The organism is Paenibacillus sp. UNC496MF (genome assembly GCF_900113915.1).
GTDB classification, from domain to species: domain Bacteria; phylum Bacillota; class Bacilli; order Paenibacillales; family Paenibacillaceae; genus Paenibacillus_Z; species Paenibacillus_Z artemisiicola.
In genome coordinates, this window is record NZ_FORE01000008.1 from 364,868 (window position 1) to 381,475 (window position 16,608).

Annotated in this window: 16 protein-coding genes; 11 read left to right on the plus strand and 5 right to left on the minus strand. The window is 65.7% G+C overall.

The genetic code is table 11. The features are described from left to right. Positions 1-53: 53 nt before the first annotated feature. Complete coding sequence (locus tag BMZ79_RS15560) at positions 54-1,448, minus strand: phospholipase D-like domain-containing protein (RefSeq protein ID WP_177222155.1); 1,395 nt, start codon at positions 1,446-1,448, stop codon at positions 54-56. Between the two features lie 270 nt (positions 1,449-1,718). Here BMZ79_RS15560 and BMZ79_RS15565 point away from each other — a divergent pair, with 270 nt between their 5' ends. Next, positions 1,719-2,180, plus strand: a complete 462-nt coding sequence (locus tag BMZ79_RS15565; RefSeq protein WP_090641481.1) for a hypothetical protein — start codon at positions 1,719-1,721, stop codon at positions 2,178-2,180. Between the two features lie 10 nt (positions 2,181-2,190). After that, positions 2,191-2,658 (plus strand): hypothetical protein, encoded by a 468-nt coding sequence (locus tag BMZ79_RS15570; protein ID WP_090641483.1) that lies wholly within the window; start codon positions 2,191-2,193, stop codon positions 2,656-2,658. A gap of 70 nt (positions 2,659-2,728) precedes the next feature. Here the strand turns inward: BMZ79_RS15570 and BMZ79_RS15575 are convergent, their stop codons facing one another. Next, positions 2,729-3,766, minus strand: a complete 1,038-nt coding sequence (locus BMZ79_RS15575; RefSeq protein WP_090641485.1) for an ABC transporter substrate-binding protein — start codon at positions 3,764-3,766, stop codon at positions 2,729-2,731. A 227-nt stretch (positions 3,767-3,993) separates the two neighbouring features. Between BMZ79_RS15575 and BMZ79_RS15580 the strand changes: the two genes are divergently transcribed. The 5 genes from BMZ79_RS15580 (at position 3,994) to BMZ79_RS15600 (ending at position 7,428) form a co-directional block, all read left to right on the plus strand. Then, complete coding sequence (locus tag BMZ79_RS15580) at positions 3,994-5,001, plus strand: FecCD family ABC transporter permease (RefSeq protein ID WP_090641486.1); 1,008 nt, start codon at positions 3,994-3,996, stop codon at positions 4,999-5,001. 1 nt (position 5,002) lies between these two features. Then, positions 5,003-6,046, plus strand: coding sequence for a FecCD family ABC transporter permease (locus tag BMZ79_RS15585; protein ID WP_090641488.1), 1,044 nt, complete (start codon positions 5,003-5,005; stop codon positions 6,044-6,046). Positions 6,047-6,062: 16 nt separating this feature from the next. Next, on the plus strand, positions 6,063-6,878 hold the full coding sequence (locus BMZ79_RS15590; protein ID WP_090641489.1) for an ABC transporter ATP-binding protein: 816 nt from the start codon (positions 6,063-6,065) through the stop codon (positions 6,876-6,878). A 77-nt stretch (positions 6,879-6,955) separates the two neighbouring features. Continuing rightward, on the plus strand, positions 6,956-7,138 hold the full coding sequence (locus tag BMZ79_RS15595; RefSeq protein WP_218154696.1) for a hypothetical protein: 183 nt from the start codon (positions 6,956-6,958) through the stop codon (positions 7,136-7,138). A 68-nt stretch (positions 7,139-7,206) separates the two neighbouring features. Further along, on the plus strand, positions 7,207-7,428 hold the full coding sequence (locus tag BMZ79_RS15600; protein WP_090641492.1) for a hypothetical protein: 222 nt from the start codon (positions 7,207-7,209) through the stop codon (positions 7,426-7,428). A 73-nt stretch (positions 7,429-7,501) separates the two neighbouring features. Here the strand turns inward: BMZ79_RS15600 and BMZ79_RS15605 are convergent, their stop codons facing one another. The 3 genes from BMZ79_RS15605 to BMZ79_RS15615 all read right to left on the minus strand — a co-directional run bounded on the left by BMZ79_RS15605 (position 7,502) and on the right by BMZ79_RS15615 (position 9,496). Continuing rightward, entirely contained in the window at positions 7,502-8,029 is a 528-nt protein-coding gene (locus tag BMZ79_RS15605; RefSeq protein WP_256252767.1) for a hypothetical protein, read from the minus strand. After that, complete coding sequence (locus BMZ79_RS15610) at positions 8,026-8,496, minus strand: hypothetical protein (protein ID WP_090641494.1); 471 nt, start codon at positions 8,494-8,496, stop codon at positions 8,026-8,028. Before BMZ79_RS15610 ends, BMZ79_RS15605 begins: the two co-directional genes overlap by 4 nt. 127 nt (positions 8,497-8,623) lie before the next feature. Next, a complete protein-coding gene (locus tag BMZ79_RS15615; RefSeq protein WP_090641495.1) occupies positions 8,624-9,496 on the minus strand; it encodes a helix-turn-helix transcriptional regulator in 873 nt (290 codons plus the stop codon). A gap of 151 nt (positions 9,497-9,647) precedes the next feature. On the opposite strand from BMZ79_RS15615, the gene BMZ79_RS15620 reads away from it, so the two are divergent. The 4 genes from BMZ79_RS15620 (at position 9,648) to BMZ79_RS15635 (ending at position 16,604) form a co-directional block, all read left to right on the plus strand. Further along, positions 9,648-11,630, plus strand: a complete 1,983-nt coding sequence (locus tag BMZ79_RS15620) for a glycoside hydrolase family 127 protein (RefSeq protein ID WP_256252772.1) — start codon at positions 9,648-9,650, stop codon at positions 11,628-11,630. Between the two features lie 243 nt (positions 11,631-11,873). After that, positions 11,874-13,730: a heparinase II/III domain-containing protein gene (locus BMZ79_RS15625; protein ID WP_090641498.1), complete on the plus strand. Its 1,857-nt coding sequence runs from the start codon at positions 11,874-11,876 to the stop codon at positions 13,728-13,730. 85 nt (positions 13,731-13,815) lie between these two features. After that, on the plus strand, positions 13,816-15,480 hold the full coding sequence (locus BMZ79_RS15630; RefSeq protein ID WP_090641499.1) for a hypothetical protein: 1,665 nt from the start codon (positions 13,816-13,818) through the stop codon (positions 15,478-15,480). Then, positions 15,471-16,604 (plus strand): YyaL domain-containing protein, encoded by a 1,134-nt coding sequence (locus BMZ79_RS15635; RefSeq protein ID WP_371263723.1) that lies wholly within the window; start codon positions 15,471-15,473, stop codon positions 16,602-16,604. The genes BMZ79_RS15630 and BMZ79_RS15635 overlap by 10 nt, the downstream gene beginning before the upstream one ends. The last annotated feature ends 4 nt before the right edge of the window (positions 16,605-16,608 follow it).

The window sequence follows — 16,608 nt, forward strand, 5'->3', positions numbered from 1 at the left end:
CGGCCGCGGGATGCGGCCGCCTCTTCGGCGTGCGCCATGACGGCCGGCCCGGGTCAGACGCCGTAGGCCGCCGGGTCGATCCGGAAGGCGAGGCCTTCCCAATCGGCCGAGCCGCGATCCATGCGCGCCCGGTTAGCCAGCGCGATCTCGCGGAACAGCCGGAACGCTTCGCGGTCGTCCAGCTCCGCGGTATCCCGGCCGAGATGCTCGGCGAACAGTTCCCGGCGCAGCGCCCGCACGGCCGCGGGGTCCCGGAACGACGCGTTCAGCTCCGTGTGGCCGTAAAGCGAATTGGCATGCAGGTTGCAGGAGCCGATCGTCGCCCAGGCATCGTCGACGAGCATGAGCTTGGCGTGGACGTAGACGCCGCTCCGCCCGCCGCGGCCGTCCGGTCCGGCGAGGCCGGCCAGCGCGAAGTTCGCATGGCGGCCGAGCGCTTCGATCGTCTCGAAGAAGGCGCGCTTGACCGGCTGCCGGCGATAGTCGCGCACATGCCCTTCGGGCTCGCCGGGGACGAGCAGGACGACGTCCACGCCGCGGCGCAGCGCATCCTCGAGCCTGGCCGCGACTTCCGGCACGGGCAGCGCCTGATTCTCCACATAGATCGTGCGCCGCGCGGCGTCGATCGCCTGGATGTACTGCGCGAGGACGGTCCGCTCGCCGAGGGCGATGTCGTACGGCTCGCCGCCCGGCGCGGGGTGGCTGCCCGCATAGCGGCCGGGGGAGGCTTGCCGCTGCATCTGCACCTCGATCGTCCCGCGCGGCGCGGAGATCCGGTCCGGGAAGGACAGCTCGTCCTCGCCGTCATGGCCCCACGTGCCGTCCCGCTCTGCCCGTTCGCTGGCCTGGTTCCAACGCTGGACGAAATTATGGTGCACGTCGGTCGCGGAAGGACCGGTCACCTCGACGTACGCGTCGTGCCGATGGCCTTCGCCGGCGTGGCCGGGCTCGACGGACCGGAAGGTAGGATTGATGCCGCCGACGAACGACGTCTCCGTCTCGTGCCCGGCGTCGATCAGCCACGCCTTCTGATGCTGGCAGAACCGGCCGTGCGTCCGGTCCCAGCGGGCGCGGAACCGCGAGCCGCGCGCGGCGAGCAGGGCGCGGTCGGCCTCCGTCCCGGCGAACGTCCGGCCGTAGCCGCTGCTCTCCGGGTTCGGGCGCCAGAAGAGGATGCGCACGTCGACGCCGCGATCGGCCGCCCGGTCGAGCACGTCGAACACCGTGCCGCGGCCGTCCGGCAGTTGAAAGTCCTCCGCGAAGAACGTGACCGTAAGCCATACGCTGTGCCGGGCGGCTTCGACGGCTTCGCAGATGCGGCGGAAGGCGGGGCCGCTGTCGATCAGGGGGCGCACCGCGTTGCCCGCCCGCGCGGGATAGGAGCCGGACGCGACGAACCCGATAGGCGGTTCCGCGGCGTTATGCGATAATGGATGAGACTGCTGCATGGTCATCTTCCTCCCTCGAATGGCTGTCTTGATCATCCTATCACAGCGGGGCGGGAGAAACGTGTGTAGAACGCGTGAAGCTTTTGAAACCGGATGAAACGACAACGACGCCGCGTGGCATCGCGCGCGGCTGGACGCGCACGAGGAAAAAGACGTGATGAAGGTCATCGGAGCAGGCTGCTCCGATGACCTTTATTCGTTATTAACGGTATTATTTTGAAATCATTGCCGCAAACTAATAAAACTCACTATCGACGGGAGGGCTGCCGCATGCGCGTATTGGCCGTGATTTGCTCGATCATCATGCCGGGATTCGGACAGCTGTTCAATCGGCAGTATGTCAAAGCGCTCATTTTCCTTCTGATCGAATTGGGGCTGAACAGCACGATCCATCTCAACCGGATCATCCGGCTCGACATGCTCGGCCACGACGAGAAAATATGCCAAGCGGCCAGCCTGGAGATCGCGCACTTCTATCCGGGCTTCTACGTGATGAACGTCTGGGACGCCTTCGCTTCGGCGCGCGCGCATCCGCCCGATTCGCGGGCGATCGTCTTCTTTCAGGTCGCGGGCCTCGCGGGGACGTTGTGCGTCATTTTTTCGGAGCTTATTCCGAACCCCGTCGTCACGTCCGGATTTCTCATGATCGGCATTATCTTGACCGGATCGTTCATCTTCAACAAATCCAGTCGCCCGCTCTCTCCGGTAACGGGAGACGGTCTGCGCGAATGAGGCGGTTCCGATGACGTTCATGTATATCGCCACCGCGGTCGCTTGTCTCGCGGCCGCGCTCGTCCCGAAGCGGCTGTCCCTTCAGGAAATTTACGTGGTTTGGCTCGCGGTGGCGTTCATGACGCGGCTGTGCGACCAGTTCCTCGATCTGTACTTGGATTGGTACGACCAGGGCGGCTCGGGCATTCAATGGCAGGTGGTCGTCATCCAATGCTTGTACCCTAGCGCGATCGGCGTCATTATCCTGAACTACATGCCGCGGGGCGTACGGGCCTTCGTCATCTACGCGGCGGCTTGGACCGCGTACGCCATGGCCTTCGAATGGGCGTCCGTCGAGGCGCATTACCTGAAGCTGCGGGAATGGTCCCACTGGTATTCGATTCCCGTTTATTTTGGCGGGATCGTTTTTCTTCGCTGGAATTTGCGATTCCTGCGGAAACGGCCGGCCCCGCTGCCGGAAGCCGGGAACGCGCGGTGAAGGCGTCCGCGATGGCGGCCAAAAAACGAGGCGGAGTCCGATGTGGACTCCGCCTCGTCGCCGCGCGGGTTTACAGTTGAATGTCGTAGAGTTTGTACAAGTCGTCGAGCATCAGGTTCGCCGCGATGACGCCGCCGGCCGTGTTCCAGATCGCGTCGCTCACCCGGTAGGCTTGGCCGTTCTTGACGGCTTTCAAGCTCTGCCACAGCGGATCCTTCAGCATATCCTGCTCCATCTGGTTGCCTTTGCCGTCGCCCGTATCGTACGTGAAGTAGAAGATCTTGTCCGCGTCGGCCTCCGGCATCCGTTCCTTCGTGATTTCTTCGGCGAACGTTTCCTTAAAGGCGTTTTGGTTGTCCGGACGGGTGATGCCGAGCTTGTCGAACGCGACGCCCGTGAACGTGTCGGACAGGTAGATGCGGATTTTGCCGGCCATGAAGCGGACGACGGAGACCTTATCCTTCAGCTTGTCGCCGGCCTTCGCTTTGAAGTCCGCGGTGCGGGCGTCGTAGTCGGCGATGATTTTGTCGCCTTCGGCCTTCTTGCCGAGCGCATCCGCGTACAGCTTGAAGTTCGACTGCCAAGCGCCGCGCAGCGTTTCGGAGAAAACCGTCGGCGCGATGGCCTTCAGCTGCTCGTACACTTTCTCTTGGCGCATTTTGTTGCCGATGATCAGGTCCGGCTTGAGGCTCGCGATCAGCTCGAGGTTCGGCTGGCTCTCTTCGCCGACGACCGTGACGCCTTCCATGTCCTTCGCGATATGGGCGTACCACGGGCTGCCCGTCCACGATTTGACGGCGCCGACCGGTTTCACGCCGAGCGCGAGCAGCGCTTCGGTGCCTTCGTTCGTGAGGACGACGACGCGCGCGGGCGTCCCTTTAATGACGGCTTCGCCCATGGCGTCCTTGACGGTGCGCTCGGCCGCCGGATCGGCGGCGGCGTTCGGGCCCGCCGCGCCGGAGGAACCGGCGTTCCCGGCATTGGAATCATTGGCGCCGGCGTTCGCGCCGTTCGATCCGGACTGGCCGCAGCCCGCCAGGACGACGGCGAACAAAATCAACAGGGCGGAGAAGGTCCAGGCGAATTTCTTGCTAATGATGGCGGACATGCTTCAAGCTTCCTTTCGGTATGAAAATGATTCTCATTCTTGGTCAGCTAAACTATAGCAGGCCCGAACGCCGGCGTCAATGCACATTTGATAATGATTCTCAAAATCATTGACAGTCGCCTCCGCATCCCCTAAAATAATTTAATGTTAAAATAATTCGTTTCGGCTGCAGGCCGCGATCGCCCTACATACCCATTTCCGTTCCCGGAGAAGAGAAAGAGGACCGCATGAACGTACTACTCTCTACGCGCGCGCATAAAATCGCCGGACTGCTGGCCGCTCTGCTGCTGTTCCTGGCGGGCATCGTCTGCAGCGTCCTGTTCGGCGTCACGGACTTCAGCTGGCACGACGTCGCGCAAGCGTACAATCATTACGTCGGCTCGCAGCAGCAAATCATCATCCGCACCGCGCGCGTCCCGCGGGCGTTCATCGCGGCGATCGCCGGGGCGAGCCTCGCCGTCGCGGGCGTGCTGATGCAGGGCATCACGCGCAATCCGCTGGCATCGCCGAGTTTGTTCGGCATCAATGCCGGGGCCGCCTTCTTCGTCGTCGCTTCCTCGGCCTTCTTCAACGTCTCGAGCCTGTCGGCGTTCGCGACCCTGGCGTTCGCGGGGGCCGCGTTCACGGCGGCGCTCGTCTACCTGCTCGGCTCGTTCGGCAGCGACGGCTTGACGCCGCTCAAGGTGACGCTCGCCGGCGCGGCCATGACGGCGTTCTTCTCGTCGCTCGCGCTCGGCGTCCTGCTCACGGGGGGCCAAACGTTCGATCAAGTGCTGTACTGGTTCGTCGGCTCAGTGGCCGGCCGCGATATGGGCATCTTCGCCTCCGCCGCGCCTTACATGGGCGTCGCGCTAGCCGGCGCCTGGGTGCTGGCCCGGCATATGAACCTGCTCGGGCTCGGCGAGGACGTCGCGACGGGGCTCGGGCAGAAGACGATCTTCGTCAAGCTGGCCGCGGGCCTTGCCGTCGTGCTGCTGGCGGGCGGTTCCGTCGCCGTGGCGGGTCCGATCGCCTTCGTCGGCATCATCATTCCGCACGTGTCGCGCTATCTGGTCGGCATCGACTATCGCTGGACGGTTCCGTATTGCGCGGTGCTCGGCGGCGTGCTGCTGCTCGGGGCGGACATCGGCTCGCGCTACGTCGCGTTTCCGAAAGAAGTGCCGGTCGGGGTCATGACGGCGATCATCGGCGTGCCGTTCTTCGTCTACATCGCCCGCAAAGGAGGCCGCGCCTGACATGAACCGCTGGATCACCGTCCGGGGACGCAAGCATTCGTTCCAAATCGAACGCAGAACGCTTATCGCGATCGTCGCCCTGCTCATCGCCAACGTCGTCGCGGTCATCGTCTGCGCGGGGCTCGGCAGCACGAGGATCGGCCCGCTCGACGTCGTTCGCTCGATCTTCGGCGCCGGGGACGCCACGAGCGAGATGATCGTCATGACGCTGCGCATGCCGCGCGTCGTCATCGCCATCCTCGTCGGCGCCGGGCTTGCCGTATCGGGCGCGCTGCTGCAGGGCATCGTCCGCAATCCGCTGACGTCGCCGGACGTCATCGGCATCTCGGGCGGGGCGTCGCTCGGCACGATCGTATTCATCTTGTATTTCTCGCAAATCAGCATCCGGTTCATGCCGATCTGGTCGATCACGGGGGCGTTCGCCGCCGCCGGATTGATCTACCTCTTCGCCTACCGGGGCGGCATCACGCCGCTTCGGCTCGTGCTGATCGGCATCGGCATGGCGACGGCGCTGACGGCGTTCACCTACATGCTGATCCTGATGGCGTCCTTCACGCCGACGGCCGTGGCCGTCAAGGCGTTCACCTTCATGACCGGCAGCATCTACGGCGTAGCGTGGGACCGGGACGTGGTCACGCTGCTGCCTTGGCTCGTCGTGCTGCTGCCCGTGGCGCTGTTCTACGCGCGCCACTTGAACGTCCAGGAACTCGGGGACGAAGTCGCGGCAAGCGTCGGCAGCCCGATTAACCGGAAGCGGACGATTCTGCTCTTCGTCAGCGTGGCGCTGGCCGGTTCGGCGGTCGCCATCGGCGGCGCGATCAATTTCATCGGCCTCATGGCGCCGCATATCGCCCGCCGGCTGGTCGGCCCCGCGTACGGCGGTGTCATTCCGGCCTCCGCGCTCGTCGGCTCGCTCATCCTGCTGCTGTCCGACCTGGTGGCCCGCACCGCGTTCGTCCCGCTCGACATTCCCGCCGGCGTGTTCACCGCCGCGATCGGAGCGCCGTTCTTCATCTACCTGCTGTACCGCCATCGCCGCGCATAATTAGGGAGGGTTTGACATGTCCGTCATCCAAGCGAACAATTTGACGTTATCGTACGGCAAGCAGCCGGTGTTCTCGAACCTGGATCTGCTTATCCCGCAAGGCCAAATCACGGTGTTCATCGGCAGCAACGGCTGCGGCAAATCGACGATTCTCCGTTCGGTCGCCCGTCTGCTGAAGCCGCAGCAGGGCTCTATCCTGCTCGAGGGCAGCGACATCGCCCGCCTGTCGAGCAAGGAGCTCGCCAAGCGGCTCGCGATATTGCCGCAGGGGCCGATCGCCCCGGAAGGGCTGACGGTGCACCAGCTCGTGAAGCAGGGGCGCTATCCGTACCAGAGCTTTCTGCAGCAGTGGTCGCGGGAAGACGAGCGGGCGGTCAAGCGGGCGCTGGAAGCGACGCAGCTCGCGGAGCTCGCGGACCGGCCGGTCGACGCGCTCTCCGGCGGACAGCGGCAGCGGGCCTGGATCGCGATGACGCTGGCGCAGAATACCGCGACGATTCTGCTCGACGAGCCGACGACGTTCCTCGACCTGACGCATCAGATCGAAATCCTCGACCTGCTGTTCGAGCTGAACGAGAAGGAGAACCGCACCATCGCGATGGTGCTGCACGACATCAATCTCGCTTGCCGGTACGCGCACCATATCGTAGCGGTCAAGGGCGGGCAGATCTATACGAAGGGCCGGCCGGAGGACATCGTGAACGAGCGGTTCATCGAAGACGTCTTCGACATGAAGTGCCAGGTGGCGCCGGATCCGATCTTCGGCACGCCGATGTGCATTCCGTACGGCAGAGGGCGCCAAATCGCGGGACGGCAGCACGTCGGCGCATAATCGGGAAATAAGAGCCTTCTTCGGCGGTGCCGGGGAAGGCTTTTTTGGCGTTTGCCCGGCCGTGCGGGCGCCAGCCGGTGAAGTCGCCTTGGCGTTCGAAATGGTTGTCCGTCGTCAACGGGGCGTTGACGTACACCGGCTGGAAGCTGCGCCATTCCGTTCCCGTCTACCCGGTCGCCGCATCGGCGCTGATCCTCCTGTACCGCTTCATCGCGTCCCGGCCGGCCGCTTTCCGGAAAATGAGGCAAACCGCCCGGTAACCGGGCGGGGGAGGAGGAATGATTTCCCTATTCGCGCATAGGTAGAATGAAAGGGGAGGTGAGGAACGGTGAAGGGGAATCGGGCTGATTTTCCGACCTATTACAACGGGTATACGGGGGACGGCGCGGCGATGCGCAGGCTGGCCGAGGAATTAGCCGCCGGGGCGGGCGGACGAAGAGCGGAGCCTTTTGAGGAACGATTGATTGAAAGCGCTTCGAATCGCGCGAACGCAGACCGCCGACCCGGCTATTACGACGGGAGCGGCGGGAGCGGGGATTATTGGAGATGACTTGCCGGCGCGCCGGCTTAACGCGGCCGGCAACCGAACCGAACGCATCGGACGCCTCGCCGAACGAGCCGCCTTATGCGTTCTTTGCCTTGTCCGGACCGGCAGCCCCGCGCCTCGCCTCGCCGCGGCCGTAGCGCAAAAACAGCATGGTCCAAGCCGTCTGCACGATCAAGTAGATCGGGAACGAATAGGCAAGCTTATATCCGTAATTGTAATGAAACACGCCGATTCGGACCGAGAGCCACTCCAGTCCGACGGATGCCAGCGACCAGGCGAGAATATAGACCGGTACGTAAGGCATTCTGACCCGAAGCTTGTCGAAGACGTAGATGAACAAGTAGCCGACCGCGCCGTACGCGAAGTATGACACGAAGTCCATCCATTCGTAATCGGACGTGTCGTTGACGTCGTAATAGCTCACCGGCTCGACGCTGAGCGAGTGATCGAAGAAGAAGCCGCTGTACACGCCGCACATGTAATACAGAATCGTCCGCTGCATGGAGAAGCGTTTGGGCAGAAACAGCACGAGGCCGATGCCGACGAGAAAGCCCCCCAGCACGAACCATTCGTTGATGTTGAACCGCGTATCGTAAATGATCACGAGCGTCCCTCCTCGGCGGGCCGGGCGTTCAAAATCAGCTGCGCCATCACCCGCGCGAACGCGATATAGCAGGCGAAGAAGATCAGCGTGTAATACACGTTCCAATGCGGCGTCACCAGGATGCCGAGCTTCTCCTGCAGAATTTGGAACAGCGTGAAGAGCAGCAAGATGCCGGCCGCGAGGATCCATTTCAGCCCATTCCGGTCGTACAGCAGGACATGCGAGGCGATGACCAGAACGACCGGAATCACGATCAGGCGCATGACGAGGTTGGCGAAGGAAGGTTCATTCCCGTGGGGGACGATGACCCAATCGAGGTTGATGTGCGCGATCGTAAATCCGCTGAGCTCGAATACCGTGCCGCTGAAGAAGACGAACAACGACTCGAGCTCGGTCAGTTTCTTGGGAATGAGCGAAAGCGCGATAATGGCGCAGCAAGCCAGAAAAATGCAAATCGCGAGCGACATGGCGACCACCTTTGTGCGTAGCCTCGGCGGAGCGAGAATTACTTCCATTATCGGCCGGTCGGGCGCCGGATAAACGCTTCCGTCCGACCGCCTGCGTTCGCGCGCGCGGCCGCCATTCCTATGGGCGTCACGTCGAGTACCGTTTACGGAACTGCAGCGGGGACAAACCGGCGAACTGCCGAAAGCGGCCGGAGAAGTACGGGGCGCTCGCGAAGCCGGTCCGCTCGGCGATCCGCGCGACGGGCCATTCCGTCTTGAGCAGCAGCAGCTTCGCCTGTTCGAGCCGGTACCGGTGCAGATAGGCCATCGGCGAGCAGCCGAACGTTTCCTTCATGCAGCGCACGACGTAGTTCGGGTGAAAATGAAGCGCCTCCGCCAGCGAGCGGTTCGTGACGTCCGACTGGTAATGCTGCCGGAGATAGGACTCCGCCTTGTTGGCGAGGCGGACGGCGGGCGCGTCCTCGTCCCGCTCGGCCCCGCGGTCCTCCAGCAGGTCGAGCAGCTCCAGGAACAGCCGCTGCTCCTGCCAGTACGCCGCCGTCCGGCCGCGGCCGGCTTCCGCCAGCAGCTTGGCGAGCAGCCCCCGCGCCTGGGCGAACTCCGCCGGCGAGGCGTATTGAGGCAGGCGGAGCGTGCGCGGATTGGTCCACATTTGCCGCAGGGGCGCGGGGCGCTCGGCCGCTTCCGATGCCGCCTCCGCCGTCCATTCGCCGGCGAAATCGAAATGAATCCAGTAGAACGCCGTCTCCGTCTCGCAGGGCTTGACCGCGTAATGATAGCGGTCCGGCAGCAGCAGAAGCGTCTGCCCTGCCGCGACGTCCCACTGCCGGTTCTCTTCGCCGATGTGCAGCGTGCCCCGCACGACCCACAGCAGGTCGAAGATGCCGAGATTGCGCCGGTTCGGATGCTGGTCGCCGGGGGCGAAGACGGACAAGCCGGTCGTGACGTAGTACGGCAGCGGCGGGAGCGACAGCGCGATCAGGCCGTTACGGTCGGACATGGACATGGCCTCCTTGTTCGTCGAGGGTGAAATATCGCAAAAAAGAGGGTCGTTTTAGCCATAGAAGACCCTTTCATCCGAGGATAAACTATCGGTAAGCAATGTTCAAATCCCATCATTTCTTCAGGCAAAAGGAGAGACGTTCGTGGCGATGCAAATGAGCGGCAAACCCGAAGGCGTGCGCATTCGGGACGATTTTTGGGACCGGTACACGGACTTGGTCCGGGAAACGGTCATTCCGTACCAATGGGAGGCGCTGAACGACCGGATTCCGGATGCCGCGCCGAGCTACGCGATCCGCAATTTCCGCATCGCGGCGGGGCTGGAAGCGGGCGAGTACGGCGGCATGGTGTTCCAGGACAGCGACGTGGCCAAGTGGCTGGAGGCCGTCGGCTATTCGCTGGCAACCCATCCCGATCCCGAATTGGAGCGCACGGCGGACGAGGTCATCGGCTTGATCGCGCTGGCCCAGCACGAGGACGGGTACTTGAACACGTATTTTACGGTGAAAGCGCCGGACGAGCGGTGGACGAACCTGCACGAGGCGCATGAGCTCTATTGCGCGGGTCATATGATGGAGGCGGCGGTCGCCTATTACGAGGCGACGGGGAAACGGAAGCTGCTCGACGTCATGTGCCGTTTCGCCGATTATATCGGGGACGTGTTCGGCGAGGGACCGGGCCAAATCCGGGGCTACGACGGCCATCAGGAGATCGAGCTCGCGCTCGTCAAGCTGCATCGGGCGACGGGCGAGGCGCGGTACTTGAAGCTGGCGCAATTCTTCATCGACGAGCGCGGCGCGCAGCCGAATTTTTTGGTCGACGAGACGAACCGCCGCGAAGGGCGGAGCATCTGGACGGAGCGGCGGCTGCGGCCGACCGCGGCGGACATGGCCTACAACCAGGCGGACGTGCCCGTGCGCGAGCAGACGGCCGCGGTCGGCCATTCCGTGCGGGCCGTGTACATGTATACCGCCATGGCGGACCTGGCCCGCATCACGGGCGACCGGGAACTGGCCGAGGCTTGCCGGCGCTTGTGGGCCAATATGACGCGGAAGCAGATGTACATCACGGGCGGCATCGGTTCGACGCATCACGGGGAGGCCTTCACGTTCGACTACGACCTGCCGAACGATACGGTCTACGCCGAGACATGCGCCTCCATCGGGCTGATCTTCTTCGCGCAGCGCATGCTGAAGCTGGAGCCGAAGGCCGACTACGCCGACGTCATGGAGCGCGCGCTCTACAACAACGTGATCGCCAGCATGTCGCAGGACGGCAAGCATTACTTCTACGTCAATCCGCTCGAGGTCTGGCCGGAGGCGTCCGCGCGCAATCCGGGCCGGCATCACGTCAAGGCGGTCCGGCAAAAGTGGTTCGGCTGCTCCTGCTGCCCGCCGAACGTGGCGCGGCTGCTGAGCTCGCTGCACGATTACGTCTATACGGCCGACCCGGCGTCCGACACGATCTACGCGCATCTCTTCATCGGCGGCGAGACGCGCTTCGCGCTGGCGGCCGGACCGGTCGCGCTCGCGCAGCAATCCTGGCTGCCCTGGGAAGGGCGCGTCCGCTTCGAGCTGACCGAGGCGCCGTCCGCGCCGTTCGCGCTCGCGCTGCGCATCCCGGCTTGGTGCGCGGGGCAAGCCGCGCTCGCGATCAACGGCCGTCCGGCGCCGTACGAGACGAAGGACGGCTACGCGGTCGTGCGCCGCGCATGGGCGCCGGGCGACGTCGTCGAGTGGGCGCCGGAACTGACGGCGCGGCTGACGGCGGCGCATCCCGACATCCGCGCGAACGCGGGCAAGGCCGCCGTCGAGCGCGGGCCGCTCGTGTACTGCCTGGAGGAGGCCGACAACGGCCGGCCGCTCGCGTCCCTGTCGATTCCGGCCGACGCGAAGCTGACGGCCGCGTTCGAAGCCGGCCTGCCCGGAGGGGCGGTCGTCATCGACGCGGAGGGACGGGCCGACGAGCGGGACTCCTGGCAGGCGGAGACGGCTTACCGCCCGCTGGCGAAGCGGCTCCGGCCGATCCCGGTCCGGCTGAGGGCGGTCCCGTATTACCTGTGGGGCAATCGCGAGCCGGGCGAAATGACGGTATGGATCCGCGTGTCCGAAGCGGCGGGCGGGAACGAATGAAACGATGATCGACGAAGCGGCGGCTTCGGATGCGCAGGCATCCGGGACCGCTTTTTTTGGCGCGGCGCCGAGGCCGCCGGACGGTTCGGGAAGCTCGTTCTCGCGCGGGCCGGGCCGGGCCTCCGCTCCTATCCCCGCCGCCGTCAAATAATTATGCGGACGGCTCAAGATTCGACCAAATCCGCCATGCGGTTTTTTATACAATGAAGAGGTACGAGCCAAGGGAAGAGGAGGGGCGACGCGATGGAGCGCGAGCGCATATCGGCCGCGTTGGCCGCCGGCGCGCCGGGAGGGGCCGGGCTGTTGTTTCCGGAAGGCGGGCAGGACGAATTTTGGCGGCAGGTGAACGAAACCGACGATTACCGCGAAGCCGCCGCGGAAATCCGCGAAGAGGGGCGGAGGCTGCTCGGCGAACCGATTCTCGAGCCGACCTACGCGCAGTTCGCGACGTTCGAGCGGACGGGCCGCCGGCTCGCCTACGAGCAGGTCTACTTCGCGAAACGGAGAAGGCTGAACACGATGGCGCTCCTGACGCTGCTGGAGCCCGGGAACGAGGCCTTCCGCGGGGCGCTGCAGGACATCGTCTGGTCGATTTGCAACGAATATACGTGGTGCCTGCCGGCGCATCTGCGCGGCGCCGCGGAGACGGACGGCGGGCTGGGCTTCGCCGTCGAATCCCCCGAATGGAGCCGCCGGGAACGGGATACGCGCATCGATCTGTTCGCGGCGGAGACGGGCTTCGCGCTCGCCGAAATCTCGGTGCTGACGGACGGGGCGCTCCCGCCGCTGCTGCGGAGCCGCATCGAGGAGGAAGTCGTCGGCCGGCTGTTCAAGCCGTACCTGCGGCAGGGGCCCTACTTCTGGGAAACGGCGGAGCATAACTGGGCGGCGGTTTGCGCCGGCTCCGTCGCTTCCGCGGCGCTGCTGCTGCTGCCGAATTCGGAGGCGCTGACGACGATCGTCGGCAAGGCGCTCGGCACGATGGAGCATTACTTGGCCGGCTTCGGCGCCGACGGCGCTTGCCTGGAAGGGATCGGCTACTGGAATTACGGCTTCGGCTACTATGCGTACTTCGCGGATTTGCTGAAGCAGCGGACGAAGGGCGGCATCGATCTCTTCCGCGGCGACAAAGTCCGGCGGATCGCCGAGTTTCAGCAGAAGGCGTATCTGGACGGCGGCACGACGGTGAATTTCTCGGACTCCGCCGGGCACGCCTACGTCCAGATCGGCTTGTCGCACTACTTGGCCGGCCTCTATCCCGGCATCGCGGTCCCGCCGGACGCGCTGCGGGCGCCGTACGCGGACGACCATTGCAGCCGCTGGGCGCACGCGCTGCGCAACGTGCTCTGGTTCGATCCCGCGCTGCGGGGCGCCGATTGGGCGGACGGCGATTATTATTTGCCGGACGCGCAGTGGCTCGTCGGCCGGAAGACGACCGGCCGCGGGCGCTTCGGCTTCGCCGCCAAAGCCGGCCGCAACGACGAACCGCACAACCATAACGATATCGGGCAGTTCATTCTGACCGCGGACGGCGAGACGTTCGTCTGCGATCTCGGCAGCGGCGAGTACACGGCCGAATATTTCGGCGCGGGGCGCTACGGGTACGCCTGCAACGGCTCGCAGGGCCACTCCGTCCCGGTCGCGGACGGGCGCGGGCAGAGGGAAGGCGCGCGGAGCGCCGCGCGGGACGTCGCCGCGTCGATCGGCGAGGAGGCGGACGAGCTCCGGCTCGAAATGGCGGACGCCTACCGCGCGCCGGGGCTGGAATCGCTGCGCAGGCGGCTGGAATGGCGCAAGACCGAGCTGCCGCTGCTCGTGCTGGAGGACGAGTGCCGGTTCGGCGACGCGCCGGGTACGTTCGCGGAACGCGTCGTGACCCGGCTCGAGCCGGTCCTGCGCGACGACGCCCGCGTGACGCTGCAGGGCTTGACGGGCCGCCGGCTGGTCATCGCCTACGACGACGGCGAGCTGGAAGCGAGCGTCGGGCGGCATGTCATGCGCGGCCACGACGGCCGGGACGCCGTCTGGCACGCCGTCGAATTCGCGAGCCGGCGGCCGAAGACGGCGCACCGGGTCAGGCTGGAATTCCGGTTTGAATAAGGGGTTCGCCAACGCGCGGCTTGCGCGCTGAAGACGCCGCGAGGCCTACGGTTCGATATCGATTCTTGCGGAGGAGGAATTGGACATGACGACGAACATGCTGCCGGACCGCGAAGCGCGCCTGCGCGAAATCGCGCGCGGCGCCGCCGTCCGGGCTTTCGGACTGCCTGAACGGCCGAGCGGCCTATGGTTTCACGGCGATATCCGCGACAACTTCTACTACGCTTCGCATCTCTTCGCGGCGGCGGCCGACCCGGATTCGGACCTGCCGTTCGACCGCGGCGAAGCGAAGGCGGCGGCGGTCCGCGTGCTCGGCGAGGTGCTGGCGCTGCAGAACGCCGACCCGGCCGCCGAGCTGTACGGCCATTGGCCGCTCGGCCTCGGCCCGTCGCCGCGGGAGGCGAGGCCGAACCCGCTGCCGGCGGAATTGATGGCCGGATTAATGGCGTATTTCGCCGCCCGGTACGACGCCGCGCTGCCGGAGGCGCTGCGCGCGGCGTTCCGCGAAGCGCTGGCGCACGCGTACCGGAGCCGCTTCTACGACAAGCCGCTGCGGGCGTTCAACCATCACGAAGCCAAATACACGGCGCTCAAGCTGATTTTCGGCCGCCGGTTCGCGGACGCGTCGCTGCTCGCGGACGGACGGCGCAGCCTGAAGCGGACGCTGGCGCATGTCCGCGAACGGGGGATGGCCGAATACGGGGCGCTGCCTTGGTTCTGGCATTGGGTGCAAGCGTTCACATGCGCGCTGGAGCTGGCCGGGGACGGCGGCGGGCGCGAGGACGAGGAAGAGCGGGCCGACCTTCGCGGGCTGCTCGATTGGCTCTGGAACGAGCGGGCGCTCTATTACCTGAAAGGCGCCTGGGCCGCCCCGCATTTCCGCGCGCTGGCGCACGATCTGCCGAAGGACGGCAACGTGCTGTTCGACTACGCGCAGTTCGGCGATTTCCCGCTGCCGGCCGACCTGCCCCGCCTGGAATATGCCGGCCTGCTGTTCTACGAGGCGCCCGAGGAGGCGCGCCGCACGGCGCTCGACCGCCGGAAGCCGGCCGAGGTGCGAAAGCGGATCGCGAGCGAAGGCGGCGGCGAAGAGACGGCGCTGCACGCGTACACGTATATGACGGCACGATTCGCCGCGGGCGGCGTGCTGGAGCGGCGCGAAGAGTTCGACAACGAACAGCATCGCTGGGACGTCACGCTGCCGCTGCTGGCGTCCGGCAGCGTCAACAAGGCGTATTTCTTCCATCCCGGGCGGGGTTACGCGGAAGGCGACCCCCGTCACCGCAGCGGCCATGAGCAGGTGCTGTTCCATAAGAACGTCGTCATGGCGCTGTACGACATTCCGGAGACGGAGGACGGGCGGATCGTCGGCGTCCTGCCGAAGGGCGAATGGATCGCCGCGGGCAACGCCCTGCATGCGCTCGTGAACGACGTGTATTTGACGGTCTATCTCATGCAACCGTTTGCGCTGCGGGAGGAACCCGACCGGATGACGGTCGTGTGCCCCGGCCGGCGCCACGGCGTCGTGGTGGAGGCCATGTCGGCGGAGGATGCGGACTGCATGGGCATCGACGGCCTGGAGGCGCTGATCGCCGGCCGGAAGCAGCGTCCGCCCGTCTTCGGCGACGGCGAGGCGCTCCGCATCGATTACGTGACCCGGCAGGGGCAGCCGCTGCGGCTGCGGTGGGACGACGCGTACGGGACGCCGGCAAGCGAACCGGCGAATTCGGGAGGAGGCGCATGGCGATGAACCGGGAGACCGAGTGGGTCGAGGAAGCATGGGCGCGGACGGTGGACAAGGTGAAACGGACGAGCAGGCGAATCGGCAGCGGGTATCCGCATGCGAGCGTAAACGGCCGTTACGCGCTGGAGGCGCCGGACTGGTGGACGGCCGGCTTCTGGCCGGGGCTGCTCTGGCTGCTGCACGACGGAAGCGGGGAGGCATCCTTCCGGCAGCTGGCCGAGGCTTGCGAGGAAGGGCTCGACGCCGTGCTGGCCGCCTACGACCAGCTCGATCACGACGCGGGCTTCATGTGGACGCTGACGAGCGTCGCGCGGTATAAGCGGTACGGCGCGGAGGACTCGAAGAACCGCGCGCTGCTCGCGGCCGGCCAGCTGGCCGGCCGGTTCAACCTGAAGGGGAATTATATCCGCGCCTGGAACACGTGGCGGGCGGGCGACGACAACGCGGGCCTCGCGATCATCGACTGCGCGATGAACATGCCGCTGCTGTTCTGGGCTTCGGCCGAGACGGGCGATCCCCGCTTCCGGCACGTGGCCGAAGCGCATCTGGACACGGTGCTGCGGGAATTCGTCCGCCCGGACGGCTCCGTGTACCATATCGTCCGGTTCGATCCCGGGACGGGCGAGCGGCTCGAGCGGATCGGCGGTCAGGGCTTCGCGCCGGAATCCGCCTGGTCGCGCGGCACGGCTTGGGCGCTCTACGGCTTGGCGCTCGCCTATCGCCATACCGGCCGGACCGCGTATTTGGACGGCGCGAAGCGCGTGGCGCATTTCTTCGTCGCGCATCTGCCGGAAGACGGCGTGCCGCACTGGGATTTCCGCCTGCCGGACGGCGCCCCGCGCTTCCGCGACACGTCTGCGGGCGCTTGCGCCGCCTGCGGCCTGCTGCTTCTGGCGGATTGCGCGCCGGCGCACGGCGCGCCTTACCGGGCGGCGGGCGTCCGGATGCTGGAGTCGCTGTACCGCAACTACGGCGCTTGGGACGACGACGGGGAGGAAGGGTTGATCCGCGGCGGCACCAGCCATTATCCCGAGCGCAAAAACGTCGACGTGCCGCTCATCTACGGCGATTACTTCTTCACGGAAGGACTGGCGCGCTTGAAGGGCGCGGCGGCCATCGCCTGGGAGTAGCGGC

Excerpts from the sequence above, each read along its gene's own strand:
- BMZ79_RS15565 (WP_090641481.1), top strand. The coding sequence starts at position 1,719 with ATGCGCGTATTGGCCGTGATTTGCTCGATCATCATGCCGGGATTCGGA.
- BMZ79_RS15625 (WP_090641498.1), top strand. The coding sequence starts at position 11,874 with ATGGAGCGCGAGCGCATATCGGCCGCGTTGGCCGCCGGCGCGCCGGGA.
- BMZ79_RS15585 (WP_090641488.1), top strand. The coding sequence starts at position 5,003 with ATGAACCGCTGGATCACCGTCCGGGGACGCAAGCATTCGTTCCAAATC.
- BMZ79_RS15590 (WP_090641489.1), top strand. The coding sequence starts at position 6,063 with ATGTCCGTCATCCAAGCGAACAATTTGACGTTATCGTACGGCAAGCAG.
- BMZ79_RS15615 (WP_090641495.1), bottom strand. The coding sequence starts at position 9,496 with ATGTCCGACCGTAACGGCCTGATCGCGCTGTCGCTCCCGCCGCTGCCG.
- BMZ79_RS15570 (WP_090641483.1), top strand. The coding sequence starts at position 2,191 with ATGACGTTCATGTATATCGCCACCGCGGTCGCTTGTCTCGCGGCCGCG.
- BMZ79_RS15610 (WP_090641494.1), bottom strand. The coding sequence starts at position 8,496 with ATGTCGCTCGCGATTTGCATTTTTCTGGCTTGCTGCGCCATTATCGCG.
- BMZ79_RS15635 (WP_371263723.1), top strand. The coding sequence starts at position 15,471 with ATGGCGATGAACCGGGAGACCGAGTGGGTCGAGGAAGCATGGGCGCGG.
- BMZ79_RS15630 (WP_090641499.1), top strand. The coding sequence starts at position 13,816 with ATGACGACGAACATGCTGCCGGACCGCGAAGCGCGCCTGCGCGAAATC.
- BMZ79_RS15560 (WP_177222155.1), bottom strand. The coding sequence starts at position 1,448 with ATGCAGCAGTCTCATCCATTATCGCATAACGCCGCGGAACCGCCTATC.
- BMZ79_RS15575 (WP_090641485.1), bottom strand. The coding sequence starts at position 3,766 with ATGTCCGCCATCATTAGCAAGAAATTCGCCTGGACCTTCTCCGCCCTG.
- BMZ79_RS15620 (WP_256252772.1), top strand. The coding sequence starts at position 9,648 with ATGCAAATGAGCGGCAAACCCGAAGGCGTGCGCATTCGGGACGATTTT.
- BMZ79_RS15580 (WP_090641486.1), top strand. The coding sequence starts at position 3,994 with ATGAACGTACTACTCTCTACGCGCGCGCATAAAATCGCCGGACTGCTG.